The 19,815-nt window shown below is 74.1% G+C and carries 18 protein-coding genes; 7 read left to right on the top strand and 11 right to left on the bottom strand.

The window, feature by feature from the left end:
• Nucleotides 1-34: 34 nt before the first annotated feature.
• Entirely contained in the window at nucleotides 35-739 is a 705-nt protein-coding gene (locus tag AC07BS_RS07015; RefSeq protein WP_478647497.1) for an N-acetyltransferase family protein, read from the bottom strand.
• A complete protein-coding gene (locus AC07BS_RS07010; protein WP_478647499.1) occupies nucleotides 736-1,452 on the bottom strand; it encodes a gamma-glutamyl-gamma-aminobutyrate hydrolase family protein in 717 nt (238 codons plus the stop codon). Before AC07BS_RS07010 ends, AC07BS_RS07015 begins: the two co-directional genes overlap by 4 nt.
• A 330-nt stretch (nucleotides 1,453-1,782) precedes the next feature.
• Here AC07BS_RS07010 and AC07BS_RS07005 point away from each other — a divergent pair, with 330 nt between their 5' ends.
• Entirely contained in the window at nucleotides 1,783-2,691 is a 909-nt protein-coding gene (locus tag AC07BS_RS07005; RefSeq protein ID WP_478647501.1) for a UTP--glucose-1-phosphate uridylyltransferase, read from the top strand.
• 5 nt (nucleotides 2,692-2,696) lie between these two features.
• Here the strand turns inward: AC07BS_RS07005 and AC07BS_RS07000 are convergent, their stop codons facing one another.
• The 3 genes from AC07BS_RS07000 to AC07BS_RS06990 form a co-directional block, all read right to left on the bottom strand.
• Nucleotides 2,697-3,983 carry a cytochrome P450 gene (locus AC07BS_RS07000; protein WP_478930720.1) on the bottom strand — a complete coding sequence of 429 codons (1,287 nt, stop codon included), beginning with the start codon at nucleotides 3,981-3,983 and terminating at the stop codon, nucleotides 2,697-2,699.
• Between the two features lie 84 nt (nucleotides 3,984-4,067).
• On the bottom strand, nucleotides 4,068-4,457 hold the full coding sequence (locus tag AC07BS_RS06995) for an SH3 domain-containing protein (protein WP_478647505.1): 390 nt from the start codon (nucleotides 4,455-4,457) through the stop codon (nucleotides 4,068-4,070).
• 257 nt (nucleotides 4,458-4,714) lie between these two features.
• Nucleotides 4,715-5,473 (bottom strand): TetR/AcrR family transcriptional regulator, encoded by a 759-nt coding sequence (locus AC07BS_RS06990; protein ID WP_478647507.1) that lies wholly within the window; start codon nucleotides 5,471-5,473, stop codon nucleotides 4,715-4,717.
• Between the two features lie 136 nt (nucleotides 5,474-5,609).
• On the opposite strand from AC07BS_RS06990, the gene dhaK reads away from it, so the two are divergent.
• The gene (gene dhaK, locus AC07BS_RS06985; RefSeq protein ID WP_478930718.1) at nucleotides 5,610-6,602 is read left to right on the top strand and encodes a dihydroxyacetone kinase subunit DhaK; all 993 of its coding nucleotides are present in this window, start codon (nucleotides 5,610-5,612) and stop codon (nucleotides 6,600-6,602) included.
• 27 nt (nucleotides 6,603-6,629) lie between these two features.
• On the opposite strand, the gene AC07BS_RS06980 is transcribed toward dhaK, so the two are convergent.
• The 5 genes from AC07BS_RS06980 to AC07BS_RS06960 all read right to left on the bottom strand — a co-directional run bounded on the left by AC07BS_RS06980 (nucleotide 6,630) and on the right by AC07BS_RS06960 (nucleotide 12,352).
• Entirely contained in the window at nucleotides 6,630-8,036 is a 1,407-nt protein-coding gene (locus AC07BS_RS06980) for an NADP-dependent succinic semialdehyde dehydrogenase (RefSeq protein ID WP_478930716.1), read from the bottom strand.
• A 174-nt stretch (nucleotides 8,037-8,210) separates the two neighbouring features.
• Nucleotides 8,211-9,707 carry an MFS transporter gene (locus tag AC07BS_RS06975; protein ID WP_478930714.1) on the bottom strand — a complete coding sequence of 499 codons (1,497 nt, stop codon included), beginning with the start codon at nucleotides 9,705-9,707 and terminating at the stop codon, nucleotides 8,211-8,213.
• A 560-nt stretch (nucleotides 9,708-10,267) separates the two neighbouring features.
• On the bottom strand, nucleotides 10,268-10,747 hold the full coding sequence (locus tag AC07BS_RS06970; protein WP_478930713.1) for an NUDIX hydrolase: 480 nt from the start codon (nucleotides 10,745-10,747) through the stop codon (nucleotides 10,268-10,270).
• A 115-nt stretch (nucleotides 10,748-10,862) separates the two neighbouring features.
• Nucleotides 10,863-11,495 (bottom strand): hypothetical protein, encoded by a 633-nt coding sequence (locus AC07BS_RS06965; protein WP_478647514.1) that lies wholly within the window; start codon nucleotides 11,493-11,495, stop codon nucleotides 10,863-10,865.
• Nucleotides 11,496-11,563: 68 nt separating this feature from the next.
• Nucleotides 11,564-12,352, bottom strand: a complete 789-nt coding sequence (locus AC07BS_RS06960) for a glutamate racemase (protein WP_478647516.1) — start codon at nucleotides 12,350-12,352, stop codon at nucleotides 11,564-11,566.
• 16 nt (nucleotides 12,353-12,368) lie between these two features.
• On the opposite strand from AC07BS_RS06960, the gene AC07BS_RS06955 reads away from it, so the two are divergent.
• Nucleotides 12,369-13,589 carry a glycosyltransferase gene (locus AC07BS_RS06955; RefSeq protein ID WP_478930710.1) on the top strand — a complete coding sequence of 407 codons (1,221 nt, stop codon included), beginning with the start codon at nucleotides 12,369-12,371 and terminating at the stop codon, nucleotides 13,587-13,589.
• 10 nt (nucleotides 13,590-13,599) lie between these two features.
• On the opposite strand, the gene AC07BS_RS06950 is transcribed toward AC07BS_RS06955, so the two are convergent.
• Nucleotides 13,600-14,889 (bottom strand): TerD family protein, encoded by a 1,290-nt coding sequence (locus tag AC07BS_RS06950; RefSeq protein ID WP_478647520.1) that lies wholly within the window; start codon nucleotides 14,887-14,889, stop codon nucleotides 13,600-13,602.
• 163 nt (nucleotides 14,890-15,052) lie between these two features.
• On the opposite strand from AC07BS_RS06950, the gene AC07BS_RS06945 reads away from it, so the two are divergent.
• The 4 genes from AC07BS_RS06945 to AC07BS_RS06930 all read left to right on the top strand — a co-directional run bounded on the left by AC07BS_RS06945 (nucleotide 15,053) and on the right by AC07BS_RS06930 (nucleotide 19,766).
• A complete protein-coding gene (locus AC07BS_RS06945; RefSeq protein ID WP_478930708.1) occupies nucleotides 15,053-15,556 on the top strand; it encodes a DUF6643 family protein in 504 nt (167 codons plus the stop codon).
• 105 nt (nucleotides 15,557-15,661) lie between these two features.
• A complete protein-coding gene (locus AC07BS_RS06940) occupies nucleotides 15,662-16,492 on the top strand; it encodes an MOSC domain-containing protein (protein ID WP_478647523.1) in 831 nt (276 codons plus the stop codon).
• A gap of 159 nt (nucleotides 16,493-16,651) precedes the next feature.
• The gene (locus tag AC07BS_RS06935) at nucleotides 16,652-17,254 is read left to right on the top strand and encodes an Rv1733c family protein (RefSeq protein ID WP_478647525.1); all 603 of its coding nucleotides are present in this window, start codon (nucleotides 16,652-16,654) and stop codon (nucleotides 17,252-17,254) included.
• Between the two features lie 106 nt (nucleotides 17,255-17,360).
• Nucleotides 17,361-19,766, top strand: a complete 2,406-nt coding sequence (locus AC07BS_RS06930) for a right-handed parallel beta-helix repeat-containing protein (RefSeq protein ID WP_478930705.1) — start codon at nucleotides 17,361-17,363, stop codon at nucleotides 19,764-19,766.
• Nucleotides 19,767-19,815 lie beyond the last annotated feature (49 nt).

The raw sequence follows: 19,815 nt of genomic DNA, 5'->3' as shown, positions 1-19,815 counted from the left end.
GCCCGGTTGCGCGGTCGCCGCGGCGGCCGGGCGGTCAGTGCCGCGCGCCGCCGAACGGCGGGGGCACGCGCCGCATCCGCAGCCGCGGACCGTCCGGCCCGCCGGGGAGGATGCCGGCGCCGGTCCAGCCGTCCCGGAACGCGTCCTCCAGCTCGCCGGTGGCCGAGAACGGCACGGTCGTCTCCGCGGCCCCCGGGTCGGCGGCGGGCCATCCGGCGGGGTGGGGCCGGTAGAGCAGGAACCGCAGCCGCCCGCCGAACTTCCGTACGAGGTCGACGGGCCGGAAGCCGGCCTCCATCAGGGTGCGCACCCCGTGGGGGTTGGCGGGTGAACTGGTGGCGAACAGATGCCGGACGTCCGTGTCCGCCAGGTCGGCGAGGGCACGGCGGTTCATCCGCCCGGCGAGCCCGTGGCCGCGCCACCCGGGCAGGACGGCGACGGTGTCCCAGTGGCCGACCCGGTGGTGCTCGGCCGGCGGCAGCGCCGAGTCCTTGGCCAGGTTGAACGCGCGGTCGCGCGGAAAGTAGACCATCCGGTAGGCCACGGCCTCGCCGTCGTGCAGCACGGCGTAGCAGCGCCCGCCGTCGGCGAGGCAGTAGGCGATGAACTCGGGTGTGCTGGTCTGGAAGACGGTTCTGTCGGGCAGGGCCGCGTGGACCGTCTCCTGGAGCCGCAGCAGCAGACCGAGGTCCTCGGGGCCGAGCCTGCGGACGTCGAACGCGCGGGCGTCGGTGGTCATGACGCGCCCGCCGCTCTCACGAACGCCGCGATGACCGGGTCGGGCCGGTCGTCGCCCTCGTCGTCGACGGGGAGCTCCGGATGCCACAGGACGCCCACGGTCCACGCGTCCCCCTCGCGTTCGATCGCCTCCGCGAGGGTGTCGTCGGACCGTGCCGTCACCCGCCAGCGGCCGTCGCCGGGGGACGGCTCCGCCAGCCCCTGGTGGTGGTACGAGGTGACCTTCAGCGTCGGTGTCCCGTAGGCCCGGGCCACCCTGCTGCCCTCGGCGAGGGAGACGGAGTGCCGGGCGGTCTCGGTGAGGGACGTCCGGTGCGCGACGAGTCCGCCGTTGACGTCGGGGATGTGGGGGATCAGGGCGTTGCCGGTGACGGTGTGCAGCACTTGAGCACCACGGCAGATGCCCAGCGTGGGGAGCCCGTTGTCGATCGCCTCCCGGGCCAGCCGCGTCTCGAACACGTCGCGCCGGGGGTGGTAGGTGTAGCCCTCCTGCCGGGTGGTGCCGAGGCAGTGGGCCGGATCCATGTCCTCGCCGCCGGTCAGCATCAGACCGTCGCACTCGCGCAGGTAGGAGGTGGCGAGCCCGGCGTCGGCGCAGGGCACCACGATCGGCAGCCCGCCCGCGCGCAGCACCTGGTCGACGTAGCCCTCATGGAGGCTGTGGCTCCGGATCGCCGGACGGAAGCGCGAGGTGATCCCTATCCGGGGCCTCATGAACGCCGTCCCCGGCGACCGGCGCGGATCACACCCATCTCCCCCAACTCCCCCTGAGAACCCGTGCGAGCGAGCTCACGGCGCGCGGACGCCGTGGGCGATCGGCTGGCACGCTAACCGAGCCCTCGCGCATCACGCAATGTCAATTGAACACGCGCGCGAGGGCCGTCGGCGGCCGCCCGCCACACCGCGGGGATCGTCGCCGAGGCGGCCCCGGACATGGAACACTCGGAGGCGATCGACGTGCCGCCGACCACCAGTTCACCGGTCCGGTACGGGACTTCGTCCCGGCCGCCGGCCTCCCGACGACGGAAGGGACGACACGAACCGATGAGCAGGACCATCCGCAGGGCGGTGATCCCCGCCGCGGGGCTGGGCTCCCGGCTGCTGCCGCTGACCAAGGCGATTCCCAAGGAGATGCTGCCCGTCGGCGACAAGCCGGTCATCGAGCACACCGTGCGCGAGCTGGTGGCCTCCGGCATCACGGACATCACCATCGTGGTCTCCGGCGGCAAGGGCCTGATCCAGGACCACTTCCGCCCCGGCCCCGGCCTGGTCGAGCAGTTACGGGCCGAGGGCAAGAACGACCACGCCGACGCGGTGGAGGAGGTCGCCGAGCTCTCCCGCCGCGGCCACATCACCTACCTCGACCAGCACGGCCCCTACGGCAACGGCACCCCGGTCCTCAACGCCGCCCGCCACTTCGGCGACGAGCCGTGCCTGGTGCTGTGGCCGGACGACGTGTTCGTGGCGGAGGTCCCCCGCGCCCAGCAGCTGATCCGTGCCTACGAGGCGACCAGTTGCCCGGTGCTCGCCCTGCTGCCCATGGACCCGGCCGACTCCGTGCGTTACGGCGTGCCCGTGGTGAAGGAGGACCTGGACGACGGGCTGCTGAGGATCACCGGCCTGATCGAGAAGCCCGACGCGGCCGAGGCCCCGTCGGCGTACGCCGCCATCGGCGGGTACGTGATCACGCCGGGCGTGGTGGAGGAGCTGCGGGAGCAGACGCGGCGCTGGTACGAGCACCGGACGGGCGAGGTCTATCTGACGGACGCGATCAACGCCTACGCGGCCCGCCGGGCGGTCTACGGCCAGGTCATCCAGGGCCGCTGGTACGACACGGGCAACCCGGCCGACTATCTGGTGGCCCAGTTCGCCCACGCGCTGTCCCACCCCGAGTACGGCCCCCTCCTCCGGCAGCTGGCGAACGGCACCTCCGGCGGCGGCCCGGCGGACTGAACCGGTCAGCGCCGCTCGTCCCGGGGGCTCACCAGCAGGCGGATGTCGTCGGCCGCCCAGAGGACGAACCGTTCGACCGGGATCACCTCGTGGCCCGGCACGGGCCGGAAGCGGAAGCGCTTGAGCAGGACGGCCAGGATCAGCTCGGCCTCGACCATGGCCAGGCCCGCGCCCTCACAGCTCCGCGGTCCGAGGCCGAAGGGGAGGTAGGCCAGCCGCGGCCGCCGGGCCACCTCCTCCGGGGTGAACCGCTCCGGCACGAACCGCTCGGGCTCGGGCCAGTGGGCCGGGTTCATGTGCACGGCCCGGAAGGGGTAGAAGATCGTCGTGCCCACCGGGATCGTCCACTCCCCCAGCGCGAGGGGCTCGGTCGTCTCGCGCGCGCCGTACGGACCGGGCGGGTAGAGGCGCATGGCCTCCTTGAGGACCATGTCCAGGTAGGTGAGCCGGCGCAGATCGCCGTACGCGGGTGCCGCCCGGTCACCGAGCACGCGGTCGAGCTCGGCGGCGACGCGTTCGGCCGCCTCCGGATGCCGGCTCAGCAGGTGGAGGGTCCACGAGACGGCGACCCCGGTCGTGTGGTGGGCGGCCAGCATGGCCACCATCACGGTGTCGCGGATCCGGGCGGGACTCTCGCCCGCCCCGACCAGCGCCCCGATCAGATCGCTCCGGTCCGGCCGGCCGCCCGACCGGTGCGCGTCGACCACCCGGTCGACCATCGCCCTCAGGTACGCGAGCGCCTCCCCCTTCCCCGGACGGCCCAGGTGCGCGGTGAGCACCTCCTCGAACGCGGCGACGGCGCCCTCGGGGTCCACGGCGTCGCCGCCCAGCGCGTAGGCGCAGATCATCCGCAGCGAGAGCGTGGTGAGGTCCTTCTGCGAGGCGACGGGCTCACGGCCGGCCTGCCGCGCCCAGCGGTCGGCGAGCTCGGTCGCCAGCGCGGTGAAGCGGGGGAAGTGCCGTTCATGGGACGGGCGTCCGGCCAGCACCGAGAGCAGCAGACGCCGCCACGGGGCGTGCTCCTCGGCGGGCATCACCTGGAGGTTGCCCGTCTCGAAGAGCGGTTCCAGGAACGCGAAGAGCCCCTCGGGCCGCTCGTCGAGGTGGGCCGTGGCCTCCAGCAGCACCGGATCGGCGACCGACACGGCGTTCTCCGCACCGGGCAACTGGAGCCGTACGACGGGCCCGTACTCGGCATGCACCTGTAATGAGTAAGCGTGGAGCCCGCCCGCCGCCGCGATGGCACCGGCGCCACCGTCCGCCCGGGGCTCCGGTCCGGGAATGTCCTTCACCGCCGCGCCTCCTCGCCGTCTCCCCAGCAGTATCGGCGAACGGGACCGGCAGCCGCACCGGTCCCGTTCGCGTGCGTCAACGCCTCAGCACCTGGTGCCGGGGCTGGACAGACCACCGTCGTCGAGGCGGGCGTTGTAGACCCAGCCGTCGAAGTTCCGCCCTCCGACGCGGACGTGGGTCCACTTGTTACCGGAGGAGTTCTTCACCCAGCAGTGGTAGTACAGCGGCACATTGGTGTCGACCACGAAGGCCGTCCCGCAGTCGTCGCTGGGGCCGGTGCGCAGGAAGGCACTGGCGCCACGGGCAGTGCCGATGGCACCGGACTTGTCGGACCAGCCCGGATGCGTGCACGACTGGGCGCCGGTGGGCGCGGCGCCGGCCTGGGGAGCCGAGAGTGCGACGGCCGCGGACGCCGCCAGCAGCGGCGTCACGGCAGCGGTGAGGATCTTCGCCTTGGTTCGGGTGGAACGCATGGGTCACCCCTTTGCTCGGCGGGCAGCCGGTGCGGCTGCCGCGAATGCATTCGAGGATGCGACACAAACGCGGGCGAGTGGTGGGTGCGCAGCCCACCTGACCGAAACATGACACCACCTTCCACCAGCGACAACTCCCTCACCCGGAAGCGGAGTTCAGTTTCCCGGAAGGGGTTGCCGCCTGTGCCTTCAGGGCGACGAGAAGGGGGCTCCGGATTCCGCTGCGAACAGTGTTCGCATTGACCGGATCCTTGTGGTCACCGGCAGCCGGAGCGGGCCGCCGACAGCCCGTCGAGGACGCGCTCGAGTCCGTAGGCGAACTCCTCGTCCCGGGCCCGCCACCGGTCCCCGGAACCGTCGGCTCCCTCGGCGGCGGCGTACGAGGCGTAGAGCTCGCGCAGGCGCGGGAAGGACTCGACGGCGCGCCCGGCGGCCGGCAGCATCTCCCGGCTCCACTCCTCCTCCGACATCCCCCTGCGGGTCAGCGCCGTGAGCCACGCGGCCTCGGCGGCCGTCATGCCGACGACGTAGGCGACGAGTACGGTCGTCGCCCGGTTGGCCTCCCGGAGCGAGAAACCCGCGGCTTCGAGCACGGCCAGCATGTCCTCGGACGGGCGCATGACGTTCCGGCCGAAGTACACCGTGCCGACGCCACCGATGATGCCGGCGCTCCAGGGATGGCGGAGGATCACCGTGCGCATGGCGTGAGCGGACTCGACGACGACGTCGCGCCAGGCGGCCGGATCGCCGGCCGCCGGGACGTGGAATTCGGCGAACACCTCGTCGAGGACCAGTTCGAGCAGCTCGTCCTTGCCGGCCACATGACGGTAGAGAGAGCCCGCGCCGGCGTCCAGCCGCGCACCGAGTTTGCGCATGCTCAGGCCCTCGATGCCCTCGGCGTCGAGCAGCCGGATCGCCTCGGCCACGATCTCCTCCCGGCTCAGCCCCTGCCGCCCCCGGCCGTCACGCCGGGGACGACCGGGGGGCACGGAGGTCTGCTGGTCACCGATCGGCATGGGAGAGCTCCTCTCGCAGGGCCCGCACAGCCTAACCACCGCTCGCGCGCCTGCGGTTGCCTCATCCTCCGCTCCGGCCTCAGTATCCTGGGGCCATCACGCTGAGTAGCCCCAACCGTCATCGAAGGAGCCCACCGTGAAGATGCTCATCAATGTCCCCGAGACCGTCGTGCCCGACGCGCTGCGCGGGATGGCCGCCGCGCATCCCGAGCTGACGGTGGACGTGGAGCGGCGGGTCGTGGTGCGGCGGGACGCGCCCGTGGCGGGGAAGGTGGGGCTGGTGTCGGGCGGGGGCTCCGGGCATGAGCCGTTGCACGCGGGATTCGTGGGGCCGGGGATGCTGGACGCGGCGTGCGCCGGCGAAATTTTCACGTCGCCGGTACCGGACCAGATGGTGCGGGCGGCGGCAGCGGTGGACAGCGGTGCCGGCGTGCTGTTCATCGTGAAGAACTACACGGGCGACGTCCTGAACTTCAACATGGCCGCCGAGCTCGCCGAGGACGAGGGTATCCAGGTCGCGAGCGTGCTGGTCAACGATGACGTCGCGGTGACCGACAGCCTCTACACGGCGGGCCGGCGCGGCACCGGCGCCACCCTGTTCGTGGAGAAGATCGCGGGGGCGGCGGCCGAGCAGGGCGCGCCGCTGGAGCGGGTGGAGGCGATCGCGCGCCGGGTGAACGAGGCCTCGCACAGCTTCGGTGTCGCCCTGGCCTCCTGCACCACCCCGGCCAAGGGGAGCCCCACCTTCGATCTGCCCGCCGGTGAACTGGAACTGGGCGTGGGCATCCACGGCGAGCCGGGCCGCGAGCGGCGGGGGATGATGACGTCGGGCGAGATCGCCGACCTCGCGGTGGAGGCGGTGCTGGAGGACCTGCGGCCCGGCGGGCCGGTGCTGGTGCTGGTGAACGGCGCGGGCGGCACGCCGCTGCTGGAGCTGTACGGCTTCAACGCCGAGGTGCACCGCGCGCTGCGCGAGCGCGGCGTGCCGGTCGCGCGGACGCTCGTCGGCAACTACGTCACCTCTCTGGACATGGCCGGCGCCTCGGTGACGTTGTGCCGGGTGGACGACGAGATGCTGCGGCTGTACGACGCGCCAGTGGCGACCCCGGGGCTGCGCTGGGGCCGCTGACGGCGCGCCGGGGGCGGGGCCGGCCCCTCAGGCCCCGGCGGGCTCGGCGCCGTACCAGACGGTGGTGGTGTTGCAGAACTCGCGGATGCCGTGACCGGAGAGCTCCCGGCCGTAGCCCGAGCGCTTGACGCCGCCGAAGGGCAGGGCGGGGTGGGAGGCCGTCATGCCGTTGAAGAAGACGCCGCCGGCCTCCATGTCCCGGGCGAAACGGCGCTGTTCGTCCTCGTCGCGCGTCCAGACGTTGGAACTGAGCCCGAACGGGGAGTCGTTGGCGATGGCGAGGGCCTCGTCGAGGTCGTCGGCCCGGTAGAGCGTGGCGACGGGCCCGAAGGCCTCCTCGTGGTGGATGCGCATCCCGGGGGTCACGCCGGACAGCACGGTCGGCTCGTAGAACCAGCCCCGCTCCAGGCCCTCCGGGCGGCGGGCGCCGCACAGGGCGGTGGCGCCCCGCCGCACCGCGTCGTCGACCAGTTCCTCCAGGTCGGCCCGGCCCCGCTCGGTGGCCAGCGGGCCGACGTCGGTGGCCTCGTCCATCGGGTCGCCGACGGTCAGACCGGTCATCAGGGCGGTGAAGCGCTCGGCGAAGGTGTCGTAGACGTCGGCGTGCACGATGAAGCGCTTGGCCGCGATGCAGGACTGGCCGTTGTTCTGGACGCGGGCGGTGACGGCGGTGCGGATCGCGCGGGCGATGTCGGCGGACGGCATCACCACGTACGGGTCGCTGCCGCCGAGCTCCAGGACGGTCTTCTTCACCTCGTCCCCGGCGACGGCCGCGACGGCCCGCCCGGCCGGTTCGCTGCCGGTGAGCGTCGCGGCGGCGACGCGGCGGTCGCGCAGGACGGCCTCCACCGCCTCGGAGCCCACGAGCAGGGTCTGGAAGCAGCCCTCCGGATAGCCGGCGCGGCGGAAGAGGTCCTCGAGGTAGAGCGCGGTCTGCGGGACGTTCGAGGCGTGCTTGAGGAGCCCGGTGTTGCCGGCCATCAGGGCGGGCGCGGCGAAGCGGACGACCTGCCAGAGGGGGAAGTTCCAGGGCATCACGGCGAGGACGACGCCCAGCGGGCGGTAGCGGACCCGGGCGCGGGCGGCCCCGGAGTCGCGCACCTCGGCCTCGGCGGGCAGCTCGTCGGCGAGCAGTTCCTCGGCGTGCGCGGCGTACCAGCGCATGGCCTTGGCGCACTTGGCCGCCTCGGCGCGGGCGGCGGCCAGCGGCTTGCCCATCTCGGTGGTCATGGTGCGGGCGATGTCGTCGCGGTCGTCGTCGAGGAGGTCCGCGGCCCGCCCGAGGAGCTCGGCCCGCTCGGCGAAGCTCGTGGTGCGGTGGTGACGGAAGGCCGCCGCGGCGGCCGCCAGGCGTCGCTCGATCTCCTCCGGCCCCAGGGCGTCGAACCTCTTGATCGTCTCGCCGTTCGCGGGATTCACCGTTGCGATGGGCATGCCTCGACTCTGCGGCGCCCCGACCCGCCGCGCAAGACGTGTACCCGCCGGGGCGCCTCCTCTCACCCGAACGAGCGTGCCCGCGCGCCGGACGCCGTACGGGGCGGCGGACGCGGACGGCCCCGGCCGCCCCCGCGCGGGGGTGACCGGGGCCGGTGGGCCGGCGGTGGCGCGTCACAGCGGCGGCTGGTCCGCCGCCTCGTCCCCGGCGCGGGCCGGCCCGGGGAACCGCGCGGGGTCCTGGGGCCGAACGCCGTCGCCGGCCGGCGCGGGCGCGGCGGCGTCCCTGGCCTGCGGGGTCTGCGGGGCGGCCGGGGCCATCGGGACCACGGGGGCCGCGGCGCGCTTGACGATCGCCGGGCCTCCTCCCGCCCCGGCCGGGGCGGCCTTGCCGACCACGTGTCCCTCGGCCACCGGCGCGCCGGAGGGCGGGGTCAGCAGGGGGAGCATGCCGGCGCGGAAGAGCAGGGCCACGGAACCGGCCGAGGTCAGCCCGAAGGCCAGGCAGCACAGCCAGGGCAGCCAGTACAGGCCGGCCTGGTGGCCGATGTCCATCGTCCGCCCGACGACCGCGTTGCCGCCCGTGGCCGCGATCCCGGAGAAGACGTAGAAGAGCCCGAAGTAGGTGCCCGTCAGCCGTTGCGGCCCGAAGCCCGGCACCATCTCCATCACCGTCGGGTGGGCGATCATGATGCCGAAGAACAGCATGACCGAGCCGCCCACCATCACGCCGGTGCGCGCCACCGCCTCGCCGGTGCTCGTCGGCGGATCGCCGCCGCAGACCACCAGCGGGGGCAGGAAGCTCAGCCCCATGACGACGAGCCCGGTGCTCACCCAGCGGGTGCCGCCGCCGTTGCGGGCCAGGGCTCTGGTGATCCGCAGCTGGAACAGCATGTTGGCGAGCGCCCCGGCGGCCAGCAGTACTCCGGCCGCGCCCTTCCAGCCCGAGGCCCGCAACGCCCCTTCGGGCAGCAGGAGGTAGAGCTGGTTCTCCATGGTGAACATGCCGATCGTGGCGCCCGAGAAGAGCAGGAACCGGCGGTTGCAGAAGGCCTCCCGCCAGTCCCCGAGCACCGTGGCCGAGGGGCCGCTCGGGGCCTCCCCGCTGATCGGCAGGACCATGGCCTGGGCGATGGTCAGGGCGCCGAAGACCGCCGCCGCGATCACGGCGCACAGCCGGAAGTCCGTCAGGAACAGCACGCTGCCCAGCAGGAGTCCCATCAGCGAGCCGATGGTGGCGTAGACGTTGAGGAGCGCGAAGGCCTCGGCCTTGCGGTCGCCCGACTCCAGTGCGACGTAGGTCCGTACGGCGGGATAGAACAGGGCCGCCGCGAGCCCGGTGAGCACCGAGGCGGCGAGCAGCAGCCACAGCGAGTTGCCGAAGGCGAAGAGGCCGAAGCCCACGGTCCGCAGCGCGCACCCGGCGATGATCACTGTGCGCGGGCCCAGCCGGTCGGCCGCCGAGCCGCCGAGGATGAACAGGCCCTGCTGACTGAGATTCCGCGCCCCGAGGACGAATCCGACGAGCGCGGCCGACATGCCGAGGCCCTGTTCCAAATATGCCGCGAGAAACGGCATCAGGAGGTAGAACCCGATGTCGATGCCAAACTGGTTGAACAATAGCAATCGCAATGCGAGGCGGAAGTCGCGGGTCGCCCGAATGTTTCTCATGCGCGTTCCTGATTCCAGCCCGGGCAGGCGAGAACACCCTGAACCAAGGGCGCGCCATATCGCCGGGGGGTTGACCGGTGCGCCGAGCGGCAGGGACGGCGGACGGGGCGACCTTAGGCTTCTAGCAGTTCAGAGGCCTGATCATGGCTCAGAGTGCCCCGGCGTCCGGCTCGTCGGCTCGCGTTTCCGTTCACGGGAACGGCGCACTCGCTGACTTTTGCGTGGGCGGTCGATCATATGCTTTTGCGGTGCATCCTCACTGACCCCCGGCTGCTCTCGGAAGATGAGCAGAGGACACTTTAGCAAAGCAGCCTCTTTCCCAACAGTGCGCGGACGCACCCGGTATCACCCTTGGCGGCAAAGGACGGGCATCCGAATTCTTCCGGTATTTTCTTCGAATACGGGAACGGCCGTCCCCGCGAACGGGCCAGCGAGCGGAGCACGTTCGAAACAGGGCGTTCCGGCCCGGCCGCGGGGGTACGGGCAAGGGGCCGGAGTATGCGGTTTGACGGGCTGTCAGCCGCCCAAGCCGGGCCGCAAACAGCGGACTTGACGGCTCGTCAGATCTGCTCCACGCCCGCGAACCACGTCGGCCCGCCCGCCATCGCCTGCTTGATGCGCGTCACCGCGAAGCTCTCCAACGGCGGGAGGGCGTCCGGCGCGAACCAGCCGACCTCGAGCGACTCGTCGTCGTTCACCCGGGCCTCGCCGCCCACCGCGCGCGCCAGGAAGCAGATGTCCATGTACTGGCAGGTGTCACCGTTGGGGTAGGTGAAGGGTTGCAGCGCCTCGACCAGGAGGACGCGTTCCGGCACACAGTGCACGGCCGTCTCCTCGTACACCTCGCGCACCACGGCCGCGGCCGGCTGCTCCCCCGGGTCGGGGATACCGCCGATGATCGACCAGTGCCCCGTGTCGGCCCGGCGACCCAGCAGCACCCGCCCCTCGTCGTCGAGGACGATGGCGCTGACCCCGGGCAGCCAGAGCAGCTGGTGGCCGGCGGTGGCGCGCAGGGTGCGAAGGAAGTCGGGGATCGGCATGGGACGAGACTAATGGGTCCCACGGGGTCCCCGTGACCGGTGTGGCGACGGACAAGGCGACGGACCCGGTGGCGGAAAAGCCGAGGTCAGGGGGCCGGTCGCGGGGCGCGGCGACTCAGGCCGACGCCGGGCGGCCGCCGCCCAGTGAGCGCAGCCGGTCGCGGATCGCCCGGACGGCCGCCTCCGCGTCGTCCACGGTGACCGTGATCGTACGGCCGTCCCCGAGCCGCACCACGAAGCCCTCGCCGCGCCGGACCACGACGCCGGTGCCCTTCCCGGGGCGCCAGCGGTAACCCCAGCCGCCCCACTGGCGCGGTGTGACCCGCGGGTCGAAGTCGGCGCCGACCACATGGCTGAGCGGGATGCGGGTGCACGGCACGCCGATGTGGCCGCAACGGATCTCCAGCGTGTCCTTGTCGACCCGTACGGCGACGTGGACGAAGGCGAGGGTCCCGTAGAGGATCAGCAGGCCCGCCGCGACGCAGCCGACCACGGCCATCGCCAGGGGGGCGGAACCGGAGCTCCACGCGCTGTCCACGGCGAGCTCGATGCCCAGCGCCAGACAGGCGGCGCCGACGGCGGCCATCAGCCACTGGGCCCGGTTGGTGGCCCGCCCCGTCCAGACGGCGGACACCTCCTGCCCCGGCAGGTCGTCGTTCCCGGCGTCCCCGGAACTCCCGGAGTTCTCGTCGTGTCCGGCACCGTGCGAACCCTCGCGCCCCCGGGGGTCCTGGGAGTGGTCCCTCATGGGTGCAGCCTACTCACGTTCCGCCACCGCGGCAGGGGGGTGCGCGCCGGAGGGCCGGAAGCGGAGGGTCAGACCCGCTGCGCGCCGGCGGTCAGCAGCGAGCGGCCCTCGGGGTAGGTCAGCGAGGCCGCGTCCAGCTCCCCCTCGCGGCCGCTGAGCAGCACGGTCAGCCGTCCGGAGGGCTCCGCGCCGGGGTCGGCCACGAGGCCGGCGCGGCGCAGCGCCTGGGCGGCGACGGCGTCGGCCGAGCCGAACAGCTCGACGGGCGGGCCGTCGGGGTCCCGCACGGCGGCGCGGATGCGCTCGGCGACGAGCTCGTAGTGGGTGCAGCCCAGGACGACGGAGCGGACGCCGCGGGGCGTGGCGGCGGCCGCGGCCTTGACGGCGATCCCGATGGCGTCGGCGTCGGCGCGCTGCACGGCGTCGGCCAGGCCCGGGCAGGGGACCTCGGTCACCTCGACGCCGGCGGCGAAGTCGCGGATCAGCCCGCGCTGGTAGGGGCTGCCGGTGGTGGCGGGGGTGGCCCAGACGGCGACGGGGCCGCCGGCGGCCGCGGCCGGCTTGATCGCGGGGACCGTGCCGATCACGGGCAGGCCGGGCTCCAGCTCGGCGCGTATGGCGTCCAGCGCGTGGACGGAGGCGGTGTTGCAGGCGACGATCAGCGCGTCGGGGTGGTGCGCCGCGGCGGCGCGGGCGCAGGCCAGGGCGCGCTCGATGATGCCGTCGGTGGTCCGGGGCCCCCAGGGCATGCCGTCGGGGTCCGAGGAGAGGACGAGATCGGCGTCGGGCCGCATGCGGTGCACGGCGGCGGCCGCCGCCAGAAGGCCGTTGCCGGAGTCCATGAGCGCGATCTTCACCCGGTTACTTTAATCGATGCGCCCGCGGGTCCCCCGTCCGTGCGGCAGACTGCGGCCGGTGAGCGTGCTGACGTGGATCACCGCGGGCTCCTTGGCGGCCTGGCTCTGGCTGCTGCTGGGGCAGGGGTTCTTCTGGCGTACGGACGTCCGGCTTCCGCACCGCGCTCCCCCGGAGCGGTGGCCCGGGGTGGCGATCGTGGTGCCCGCGCGGGACGAGGCCGGGGTGCTGCCGGCGAGCCTGCCGACGCTGCTCGCCCAGGACTATCCGGGGCGGGCCGAGGTCTTCCTGGTGGACGACGGGAGCACGGACGGCACCGGCGCCCTGGCCCGGGAGCTGGCCCGCGAGCACGGCGGGCTGCCGCTGACCGTGGACGCGCCGGGCGAGCCGGAGCCGGGCTGGACGGGCAAGCTGTGGGCGGTGCGGCACGGCATGGCCCTGGCCCGGTCCCGGACGGACGCCGAGTACCTGCTGCTGACCGACGCGGACATCGCGCACGCCCCCGACAGCCTGCGGGAGCTGGTGGCGGCCGCCGGCTCGGCGGAGCTGGACCTGGTGTCGCAGATGGCGCGGCTGCGGGTGGCGACCGGCTGGGAGCGGCTGATCGTCCCCGCCTTCGTGTACTTCTTCGCCCAGCTGTACCCCTTCCGCCGTGTCAACCGGCCCGGCGCGCGGACGGCGGCGGCCGCCGGCGGCTGTGTGCTGCTGCGGCGGGAGACGGCCGAGCGGGCGCGGATCCCCGGTGCCGTCCGGGACGCGGTGATCGACGACGTGGCGCTGGCCCGGGCCGTCAAACGGTCCGGCGGCCGGATCTGGCTGGGGCTCGCGGAGCGGGTGGACAGCGTGCGGCCCTATCCGGGGCTGGGGCCGCTGTGGCGGATGGTCTCCCGCAGCGCCTACGCGCAGCTGCTGCACAATCCGGCGCTGCTGGCCGGGACCGTGGCCGGGCTGGCGTTCCTCTATCTGGTGCCGCCCGGGGCCGTGGCGGTGGGCGCCCTGGCGGGCGCGGGGGTGCCGGCGGCGCTGGGGGCCTGCGCCTGGGCGGTGATGGCGGGCACGTACGCGCCGATGCTGCGCCACTACCGGCAGCCGCTGTGGCTCGCGCCGCTGCTGCCGTTCACGGCCCTGCTGTATCTGCTGATGACGGTGGACTCGGCGGTGCAGCATCACCGGGGCCGGGGCGCGGCCTGGAAGGGGCGTACGTACGCGCGCCCCGGGCGCCGGGAGGCCGCGCCCTGAGCGGCGGGCGTCACTTGCGGCCGGGTGTCCAGTTCATGCCCCAGCCGTAGGCGCGGTCGAGGGTGCGCTGGGGGCTGACGCCGCGGTCGGGCACGAGGTAGCGGGCCTCGCGCTGGACGACGAGGTCGCCGCCGTTGTTGGTGATCATGGCGAGGGCGCAGACGTTGGAGGGCACGGTGCACTCGTCGAGCGCGAAGTCGATCGGGGCGCCGTGCTGGGGCTGGAGGGTGACCGTGGCGTGGAGCCCGGCGAAGCTGCGGGCGCCCTCGTAGATGGTGACGAAGACCAGGATGCGGCGGAAGGCGTCGATGTGGTCGAGGTTGACGGTGAGGTTCTCGCCGGTCTCCACCGCGCCGGTGCGATCGTCGCCGTCGAGGTGGATGTAGGGCGGCCGGTGGACCGAGCCGAAGGAGTTGCCGAGCGCCTGCACCACGCCCTTGGTGCCGTCGCTGAGCTCGAAGAGGGCGCCGAGGTCGAGGTCCAGGTCGCTGTGCACGGCCATGGCCTTGCCCAGCCGGCGGCCCCAGCCCTTGAACTGCTTGTGCACCTCCCAGTTGAGGTTGACCCGCAGCACGCCGGAGGTGCCGCCCTGCTTGGCGAGGGAGACGGCCGGGGCCGCCTTGGTGAGCGTGACCTTGGTGAGGCGTACGGGCGCGGGCGGGGCGGCGGGGGCGGGTGCCGGAGCGGCTGCCGGTGCCGGAGCGGGCGGGGGCACGGGGGCCTGAGCCGGCGCGGGGGTCCGGGCCGCGGCGGGGGCCGGGGCCGGTGCGGGGCCCGGGTCGTCGACGGTGATGCCGTAGTCGGTCGCCAGGCCGGCGAGGCCGCTGCCGTACCCCTGGCCGACGGCCCGGAACTTCCACTCCCCCTGCCGCCGGTAGAGCTCCCCCAGGACGAGGGCGGTCTCGACGGTGGCGTCCTGGCTGTCGAAGCGGGCGAGCTCGGCGCCGCCCGCCGCGTCCAGGACGCGGATGTGGAGCCCGGGCACCTGGGCGAAGCTGCCGCCGTCGGCCGAGGCCGCGAGGAGCACGCGCTCCACCTCGGGTTCGACGGCGGCGAGGTCGACGGTGAGGGTGTCGGCCGCGGTGTCGCCGACGGTGCGGCTGCCCTCGTGGCGCACGGCGCCGGAGGCGTGCCGCGGCTGGTTGTAGAACACGAAGTCGGCGTCGGAGCGGACCCGGCCCGCCGTCAGCAGCAGCGCCGAGGCGTCGACGGCGGGCACGCCGGGACCCGCCCGCCGGCCGAGCTCGATCCGCACCACCTGTGCGGGAATCCTGACATTGGCACCTTTGAGCATCCCCATGCCGCACCCCTCCCGAGGCCCGTCTTTACACGATTCCTACGTATCTTCGCGACCGATTTTCCCGAGTTCGCTCGCATTGGTAATCCGCAGCCCCTCCGACCACCTCAATCAACCGGGACACCGGCCTCCCCAACCGGCACACCATGGGCTTAACTTATGGGCTATGACCTCCCCCCGCAGCACGTACGGCGGCGGCTACTACGCCTCGTCGTCCTTCCCGGACACCCCCATCTACGACAGCCTCGTCGCCGAGCGCGGTACGCCCCAGATCGCGCCGATCCAGGTGTCGTCACCGTACGACTTCCGGAGCGGTGGTGGCGGCGGTCTGCCCGCGCTGCCGGCCCTGCCCTCCGGCCCGTCCGCCCACCCGGGCCCGCAGGCCCCGCAGGGCGGCTACGCCAGCCAGGCCCCGCAGTACGGGAACGGTGGTCAGCCCGCCCCGGCGCAGCCGGCCGGCCTCCAGCAGGCCGCCGCGCCGTACATCCCGCAGCAGGCCGCCGCGCCGCGCGGATACCCGGGCCCGCAGCAGTACCAGCAGCAGCGCCCGGCGGCGCCCGCCGGCCCCGCCGGCTTCGACGCCATGCGCCCGGTGGCCCCGCGTCCGGCCGGGCCGGGCTACGACGACCAGCAGAACGGCCGGCCGTGGCCGGACCAGGGAGGCTACTGACGGTCGTCCCGCCGGGCGCCCGCCACGACGGCGGGCCCGGTGGAATCCGTCCGGCCGGCCCTCGCGTCCGGGCCAACTGTCATATCCGGCTGGCAAGATGACCACATGCCCGAGCCTGTGCTGACAGCGGTTCACCTCTATCCGGTCAAGTCGATGGCGGGGTGCGCTCCCGGCGCGGCCGCCGTGGAGCCGTGGGGGCTCGCCGGGGACCGGAGATGGACGGTCGTCGGTCCGGACGGCCGGATCATCACTCAACGGCAGGAGCCCCGGCTCGCATTGGCCTCCGCCGTACTCCTGCCGGGGGGCGGGGTACGGATGGCCGCGCCGGGGGCCGGGTCCGTCGAGGTGCCCGTGCCCGACCCCGCCGGCGCGGGCACGATCGTCGCGGAGGTCTTCCGGGACACGGTGGTCGCGGTGCCCGCCGGCCCCGCCGCCGACGCGTGGCTGAGCGCCTTCCTGGGGGTCGGGGCCCGGCTCGCCCACATGGACGACCCGGCGCGCAGGCGCCCGGTCGACCCCGATCACTCCCTGCCCGGCGACACGGTCACCTTCGCCGACGGCTATCCGCTGCTGGTGACCGCCACCTCCTCGCTCGAGACCCTCAATGCGCTGGTGGCCCTGGGCGACCACGCGGACGAGGGCCCGCTGCCCATGGACCGGTTCCGTCCCAACCTGGTCGTCGACCACACCGAGCCCTGGGCCGAGGACGGCTGGCGGCGGGTGCGGATCGGGGAGGTCGTATTCCGCGCCGTGAAGCCCAGCGGCCGCTGTGTGGTCACCACGGTCGACCAGCGCACGGCCGAGCGCGGCAAGGAGCCGCTGCGCACCCTGGCACGGCATCACCGCGTCGACGGCAGCCTGGTCTTCGGGCAGAACCTGATCCCGGAGCACCCGGGCGTGGTGCGCGTCGGCGACCCCGTGGAGGTTCTGGCCTGAGTCCCTTCATGTCCTGACCCGCCCCGCTTTCGTCCGGTCCGCCGTCAACGCTCCGCCGCTTCCGGCCTCCGCGAGGGGTGATTTTGGTCTCGGCGCCGCCTTCCTCCGCATGCGCCGCTTCCCGTGAGGTATCTACGGACGGGTAAGGGGGTGAGCGCGGTGGGCGCGAGGGCGTTCGGTTGGCGTTGGCGGCGCAATCCGCTGCGTCGCCGCAGCGATGTCATCGAGGCGTGGGCCGGTGTGGTCGCCGTGCTGCTGGTGCTCCTGACGGGCCCGGTCGCCGGCTGGGCGGCCGGCTCCGCGGCGCACCAGGCGCTGCGCGAGACCGTCCGTGACCAGCAGCGGCACCGCCACCGGGTCACGGCGACCGTCGTCCAGCTCGTGCCCGGTCGCGCGGAGGGCGCCGATCTGGAGACGAGGGCCGGCCGCGAGGGGTACCGCCGGGTCCTGGCCCGCTGGCCGGGCCCCGGCGGCCGGGAGTTCACCGGGCCCGTGGCCGCCCGTCAGCCGGCCGCCCCCGGCAGCCGGTTCCCGCTGTGGACCGACGACCGCGGCCGGGTCGCCCCGCGTCCCATGGACGACGCCACCGCCGCCGTGCACGCCGTGCTCGCGGGCACCGGCGCCGCCGCGGCGGTGGGCGGGCTGGTCGAGGCGGTGCGGCGGCTGGTCGTCCGGCATCTGGCCCGGCGCCGGTTCGCGGAGTGGGACCGCGCCTGGGAGCGGGCCGGGCACACCTGGGGCCGCGCGGACGCGGGAAGTTGACAACGCGCCGAGCGGCCGACCCCCGTGCTCCCCGCGCGCTACGGTGGTCCCGCCGGTACGCGTCCGTCGCGGACGCACGCACTCGAGGTGGGGGCACAGCAGCGCCATGGCACAGGGCTCGGTGGTCCAGGTGACGCACGCCGGCACGTCGCGCTGGCGGCGGCGCACCGGAGAGTACGAATCCCTCGCCGCGGCGCTGGAGGCGGCGGCCGACGGGGACGTGCTGTGCGTGGCGCCGGGCACCTACCGCGAGAACCTGGTGGTGACCCGGGCCGTCACCCTGCGGGGCACGGAGGGGGCGCGCGGCGCGGTGCGCATCGCGCCCACCGAGGGCGTCGCCGTGACCGTGCGGTCCGACGCGACGCTGCGGGACCTGCTGATCGAGGGCCATGACGCGGCCGAGCCGGCCCTGCTGGTGGAGGACGGCGCGCCGGAGCTGGCGGACGTCCGGGTGGTGACGCGCTCGGCGGCCGGGGTCCAGGTGCGCGGCGGGGCCCGGCCGGTCCTGCGCCGCTGCGTGGTCGACAATCCCTCGGGGGTCGGTGTCAGCGTCCTGGACGGCGCGGGCGGCGTCTTCGAGGACTGCGAGGTGGTGGCCGCCGGGCAGTCGGGCGTCGTGGTGGCCGGCGGGGCCGGGCCGCGCCTGGAGCGCTGCCGGGTGCACCACTGCCGGGGGGCGGGCCTGTCGGTGACGGGCGAGGGCAGCACCCTGGAGGCGGCCGACTGCGAGGTGTACGAGATCAAGGGCACCGGGGTGCAGGTCGCGGCGCGCGGCACGGGCCGGCTGACGGACTGCCGGGTGCACCGCACCTCCGCCGACGGGGTGACGCTGGACACCGGGGCCGTGCTGACGCTCGTCGGCTGCGACATCCACGACATGCCGGAGAACGCCGTGGACCTGCGCTCGCGTTCGGTGCTGACGATGACGCGCTCGACCGTGCGCCGGTTCGGCCGCAACGGCCTGTCGGTGTGGGACCCGGGCACCCGGGTGGAGGCCGCCCAGTGCGAGATCCACGACAGCACGGGCGACTACCCGGCGGTGTGGGTGAGCGACGGCGCCGGTGCCGAGCTGACCTCCTGCCGGGTGCACGACGTGCCGGACGCGCTGTTCGTGCTGGACCGGGGGTCGAGCGCGGAGGTCGGCGACAGCGACATCTCCCGGGTGCGGGGCACGGCCGTGTCGGTCAGCGGCGGCGCGAGCGCCCGGCTGACGGACTGCAGGATCCGGGAGGCGACCACCGGCGCCTGGTTCCGCGGCCCGGGCAGCGGCGGCACGCTGACGGGCTGCTCCATCGACGCCACGTCGACGGGCGTCATCGTCACCAAGGGCGCCGATCCCGTCGTCGAGCGCTGCACGGTGAGCGCGCCGGCGGAGGCGGGCTTCTACGTCTCGGCGGAGGGCCGGGGCACGTTCGACGGCTGTGAGGTGCACGGCAGCGCCGGCTACGGCTTCCACGTCATCGACGGCTGCCGGGCCCTGCTGACCGGGTGCCGCACCGAGCGGTGCGCGCGCGGGGGCTACGAGTTCGCCGAGGACGGTCCCGTCAGCGAGGGCTGCACGAGCGACGAGGGCACCGGTCGGGCGGCCGGGACACGGGCCACCGCCGTGGCGGCGCCGACGGCCCGGCCCGCGGCGGCCGCACCCTCCGTACCGCATCCCGCCGGGCCGGCCGCCGCCCCCGGCGTGGCCGCCGGCGGGGAGCGTCCGGCGGGGGCCGTGCTGGGCGCGCTGGACGCGCTGGTCGGTCTCGACAGCGTCAAGCGCGAGGTCCGCGCCCTGACCGACATGATCGAGGTGGGGCGGCGCCGGCGGCTGGCGGGCCTCAAGGCGGCCTCCGTCCGCCGTCATCTGGTCTTCACCGGCTCCCCCGGCACGGGCAAGACCACCGTCGCCCGGCTCTACGGCGAGATCCTGGCCGCGCTGGGGGTGCTGGAGCGCGGCCATCTGGTCGAGGTGTCGCGGGTGGACCTGGTGGGCGAGCACATCGGCTCCACCGCCATCCGTACGCAGGAGGCGTTCGACCGGGCGCGCGGCGGGGTGCTCTTCATCGACGAGGCGTACGCGCTCGCCCCGGAGGACTCCGGCCGGGACTTCGGCCGGGAGGCCATCGACACGCTGGTGAAGCTGATGGAGGACCACCGGGACGAGGTGGTGGTCATCGTCGCCGGCTACACCGCCGAGATGGAGCGCTTCCTGACGGTCAACCCGGGGGTGGCCTCGCGTTTCTCACGCACCATCACCTTCGGCGACTACGCGCCCGAGGAGCTGCTGCGCATCGTGCGGCAGCAGGCCGACGAGCACGAGTACCGCATCGGCGAGGGCGCGGCCGAGGCGCTGCTGCGGTACTTCACCGACATCCCCAGGGGCCCGGCGTTCGGCAACGGCCGTACGGCGCGGCTGACGTTCGAGGCGATGGTCGAGCGGCACGCGGGCCGGGTGGCGCAGCTGGCCGCGCCGAGCACGGACGATCTCACCCTGCTGTATCCCGAGGATCTGCCCGAACTCCCTTGAGGCCGAGCCCGTTTCACGGGAGCGGTCGTTGTCACAGGCGCGTGGGAGG

It is taken from the genome of Streptomyces sp. NPDC044063 (assembly GCF_056434285.1).
This window is presented reverse-complemented; position numbering and strand designations above follow the sequence as displayed.

Excerpts from the sequence above, each read along its gene's own strand:
- AC07BS_RS07015 (WP_478647497.1), bottom strand. The coding sequence starts at position 739 with ATGACCACCGACGCCCGCGCGTTCGACGTCCGCAGGCTCGGCCCCGAG.
- AC07BS_RS07010 (WP_478647499.1), bottom strand. The coding sequence starts at position 1,452 with ATGAGGCCCCGGATAGGGATCACCTCGCGCTTCCGTCCGGCGATCCGG.
- AC07BS_RS07005 (WP_478647501.1), top strand. The coding sequence starts at position 1,783 with ATGAGCAGGACCATCCGCAGGGCGGTGATCCCCGCCGCGGGGCTGGGC.
- AC07BS_RS06995 (WP_478647505.1), bottom strand. The coding sequence starts at position 4,457 with ATGCGTTCCACCCGAACCAAGGCGAAGATCCTCACCGCTGCCGTGACG.
- AC07BS_RS06990 (WP_478647507.1), bottom strand. The coding sequence starts at position 5,473 with ATGCCGATCGGTGACCAGCAGACCTCCGTGCCCCCCGGTCGTCCCCGG.
- AC07BS_RS06980 (WP_478930716.1), bottom strand. The coding sequence starts at position 8,036 with ATGCCCATCGCAACGGTGAATCCCGCGAACGGCGAGACGATCAAGAGG.
- AC07BS_RS06975 (WP_478930714.1), bottom strand. The coding sequence starts at position 9,707 with ATGAGAAACATTCGGGCGACCCGCGACTTCCGCCTCGCATTGCGATTG.
- AC07BS_RS06970 (WP_478930713.1), bottom strand. The coding sequence starts at position 10,747 with ATGCCGATCCCCGACTTCCTTCGCACCCTGCGCGCCACCGCCGGCCAC.
- AC07BS_RS06965 (WP_478647514.1), bottom strand. The coding sequence starts at position 11,495 with ATGAGGGACCACTCCCAGGACCCCCGGGGGCGCGAGGGTTCGCACGGT.
- AC07BS_RS06955 (WP_478930710.1), top strand. The coding sequence starts at position 12,369 with ATGCGCCCGCGGGTCCCCCGTCCGTGCGGCAGACTGCGGCCGGTGAGC.
- AC07BS_RS06950 (WP_478647520.1), bottom strand. The coding sequence starts at position 14,889 with ATGGGGATGCTCAAAGGTGCCAATGTCAGGATTCCCGCACAGGTGGTG.
- AC07BS_RS06945 (WP_478930708.1), top strand. The coding sequence starts at position 15,053 with ATGACCTCCCCCCGCAGCACGTACGGCGGCGGCTACTACGCCTCGTCG.
- AC07BS_RS06940 (WP_478647523.1), top strand. The coding sequence starts at position 15,662 with ATGCCCGAGCCTGTGCTGACAGCGGTTCACCTCTATCCGGTCAAGTCG.
- AC07BS_RS06930 (WP_478930705.1), top strand. The coding sequence starts at position 17,361 with ATGGCACAGGGCTCGGTGGTCCAGGTGACGCACGCCGGCACGTCGCGC.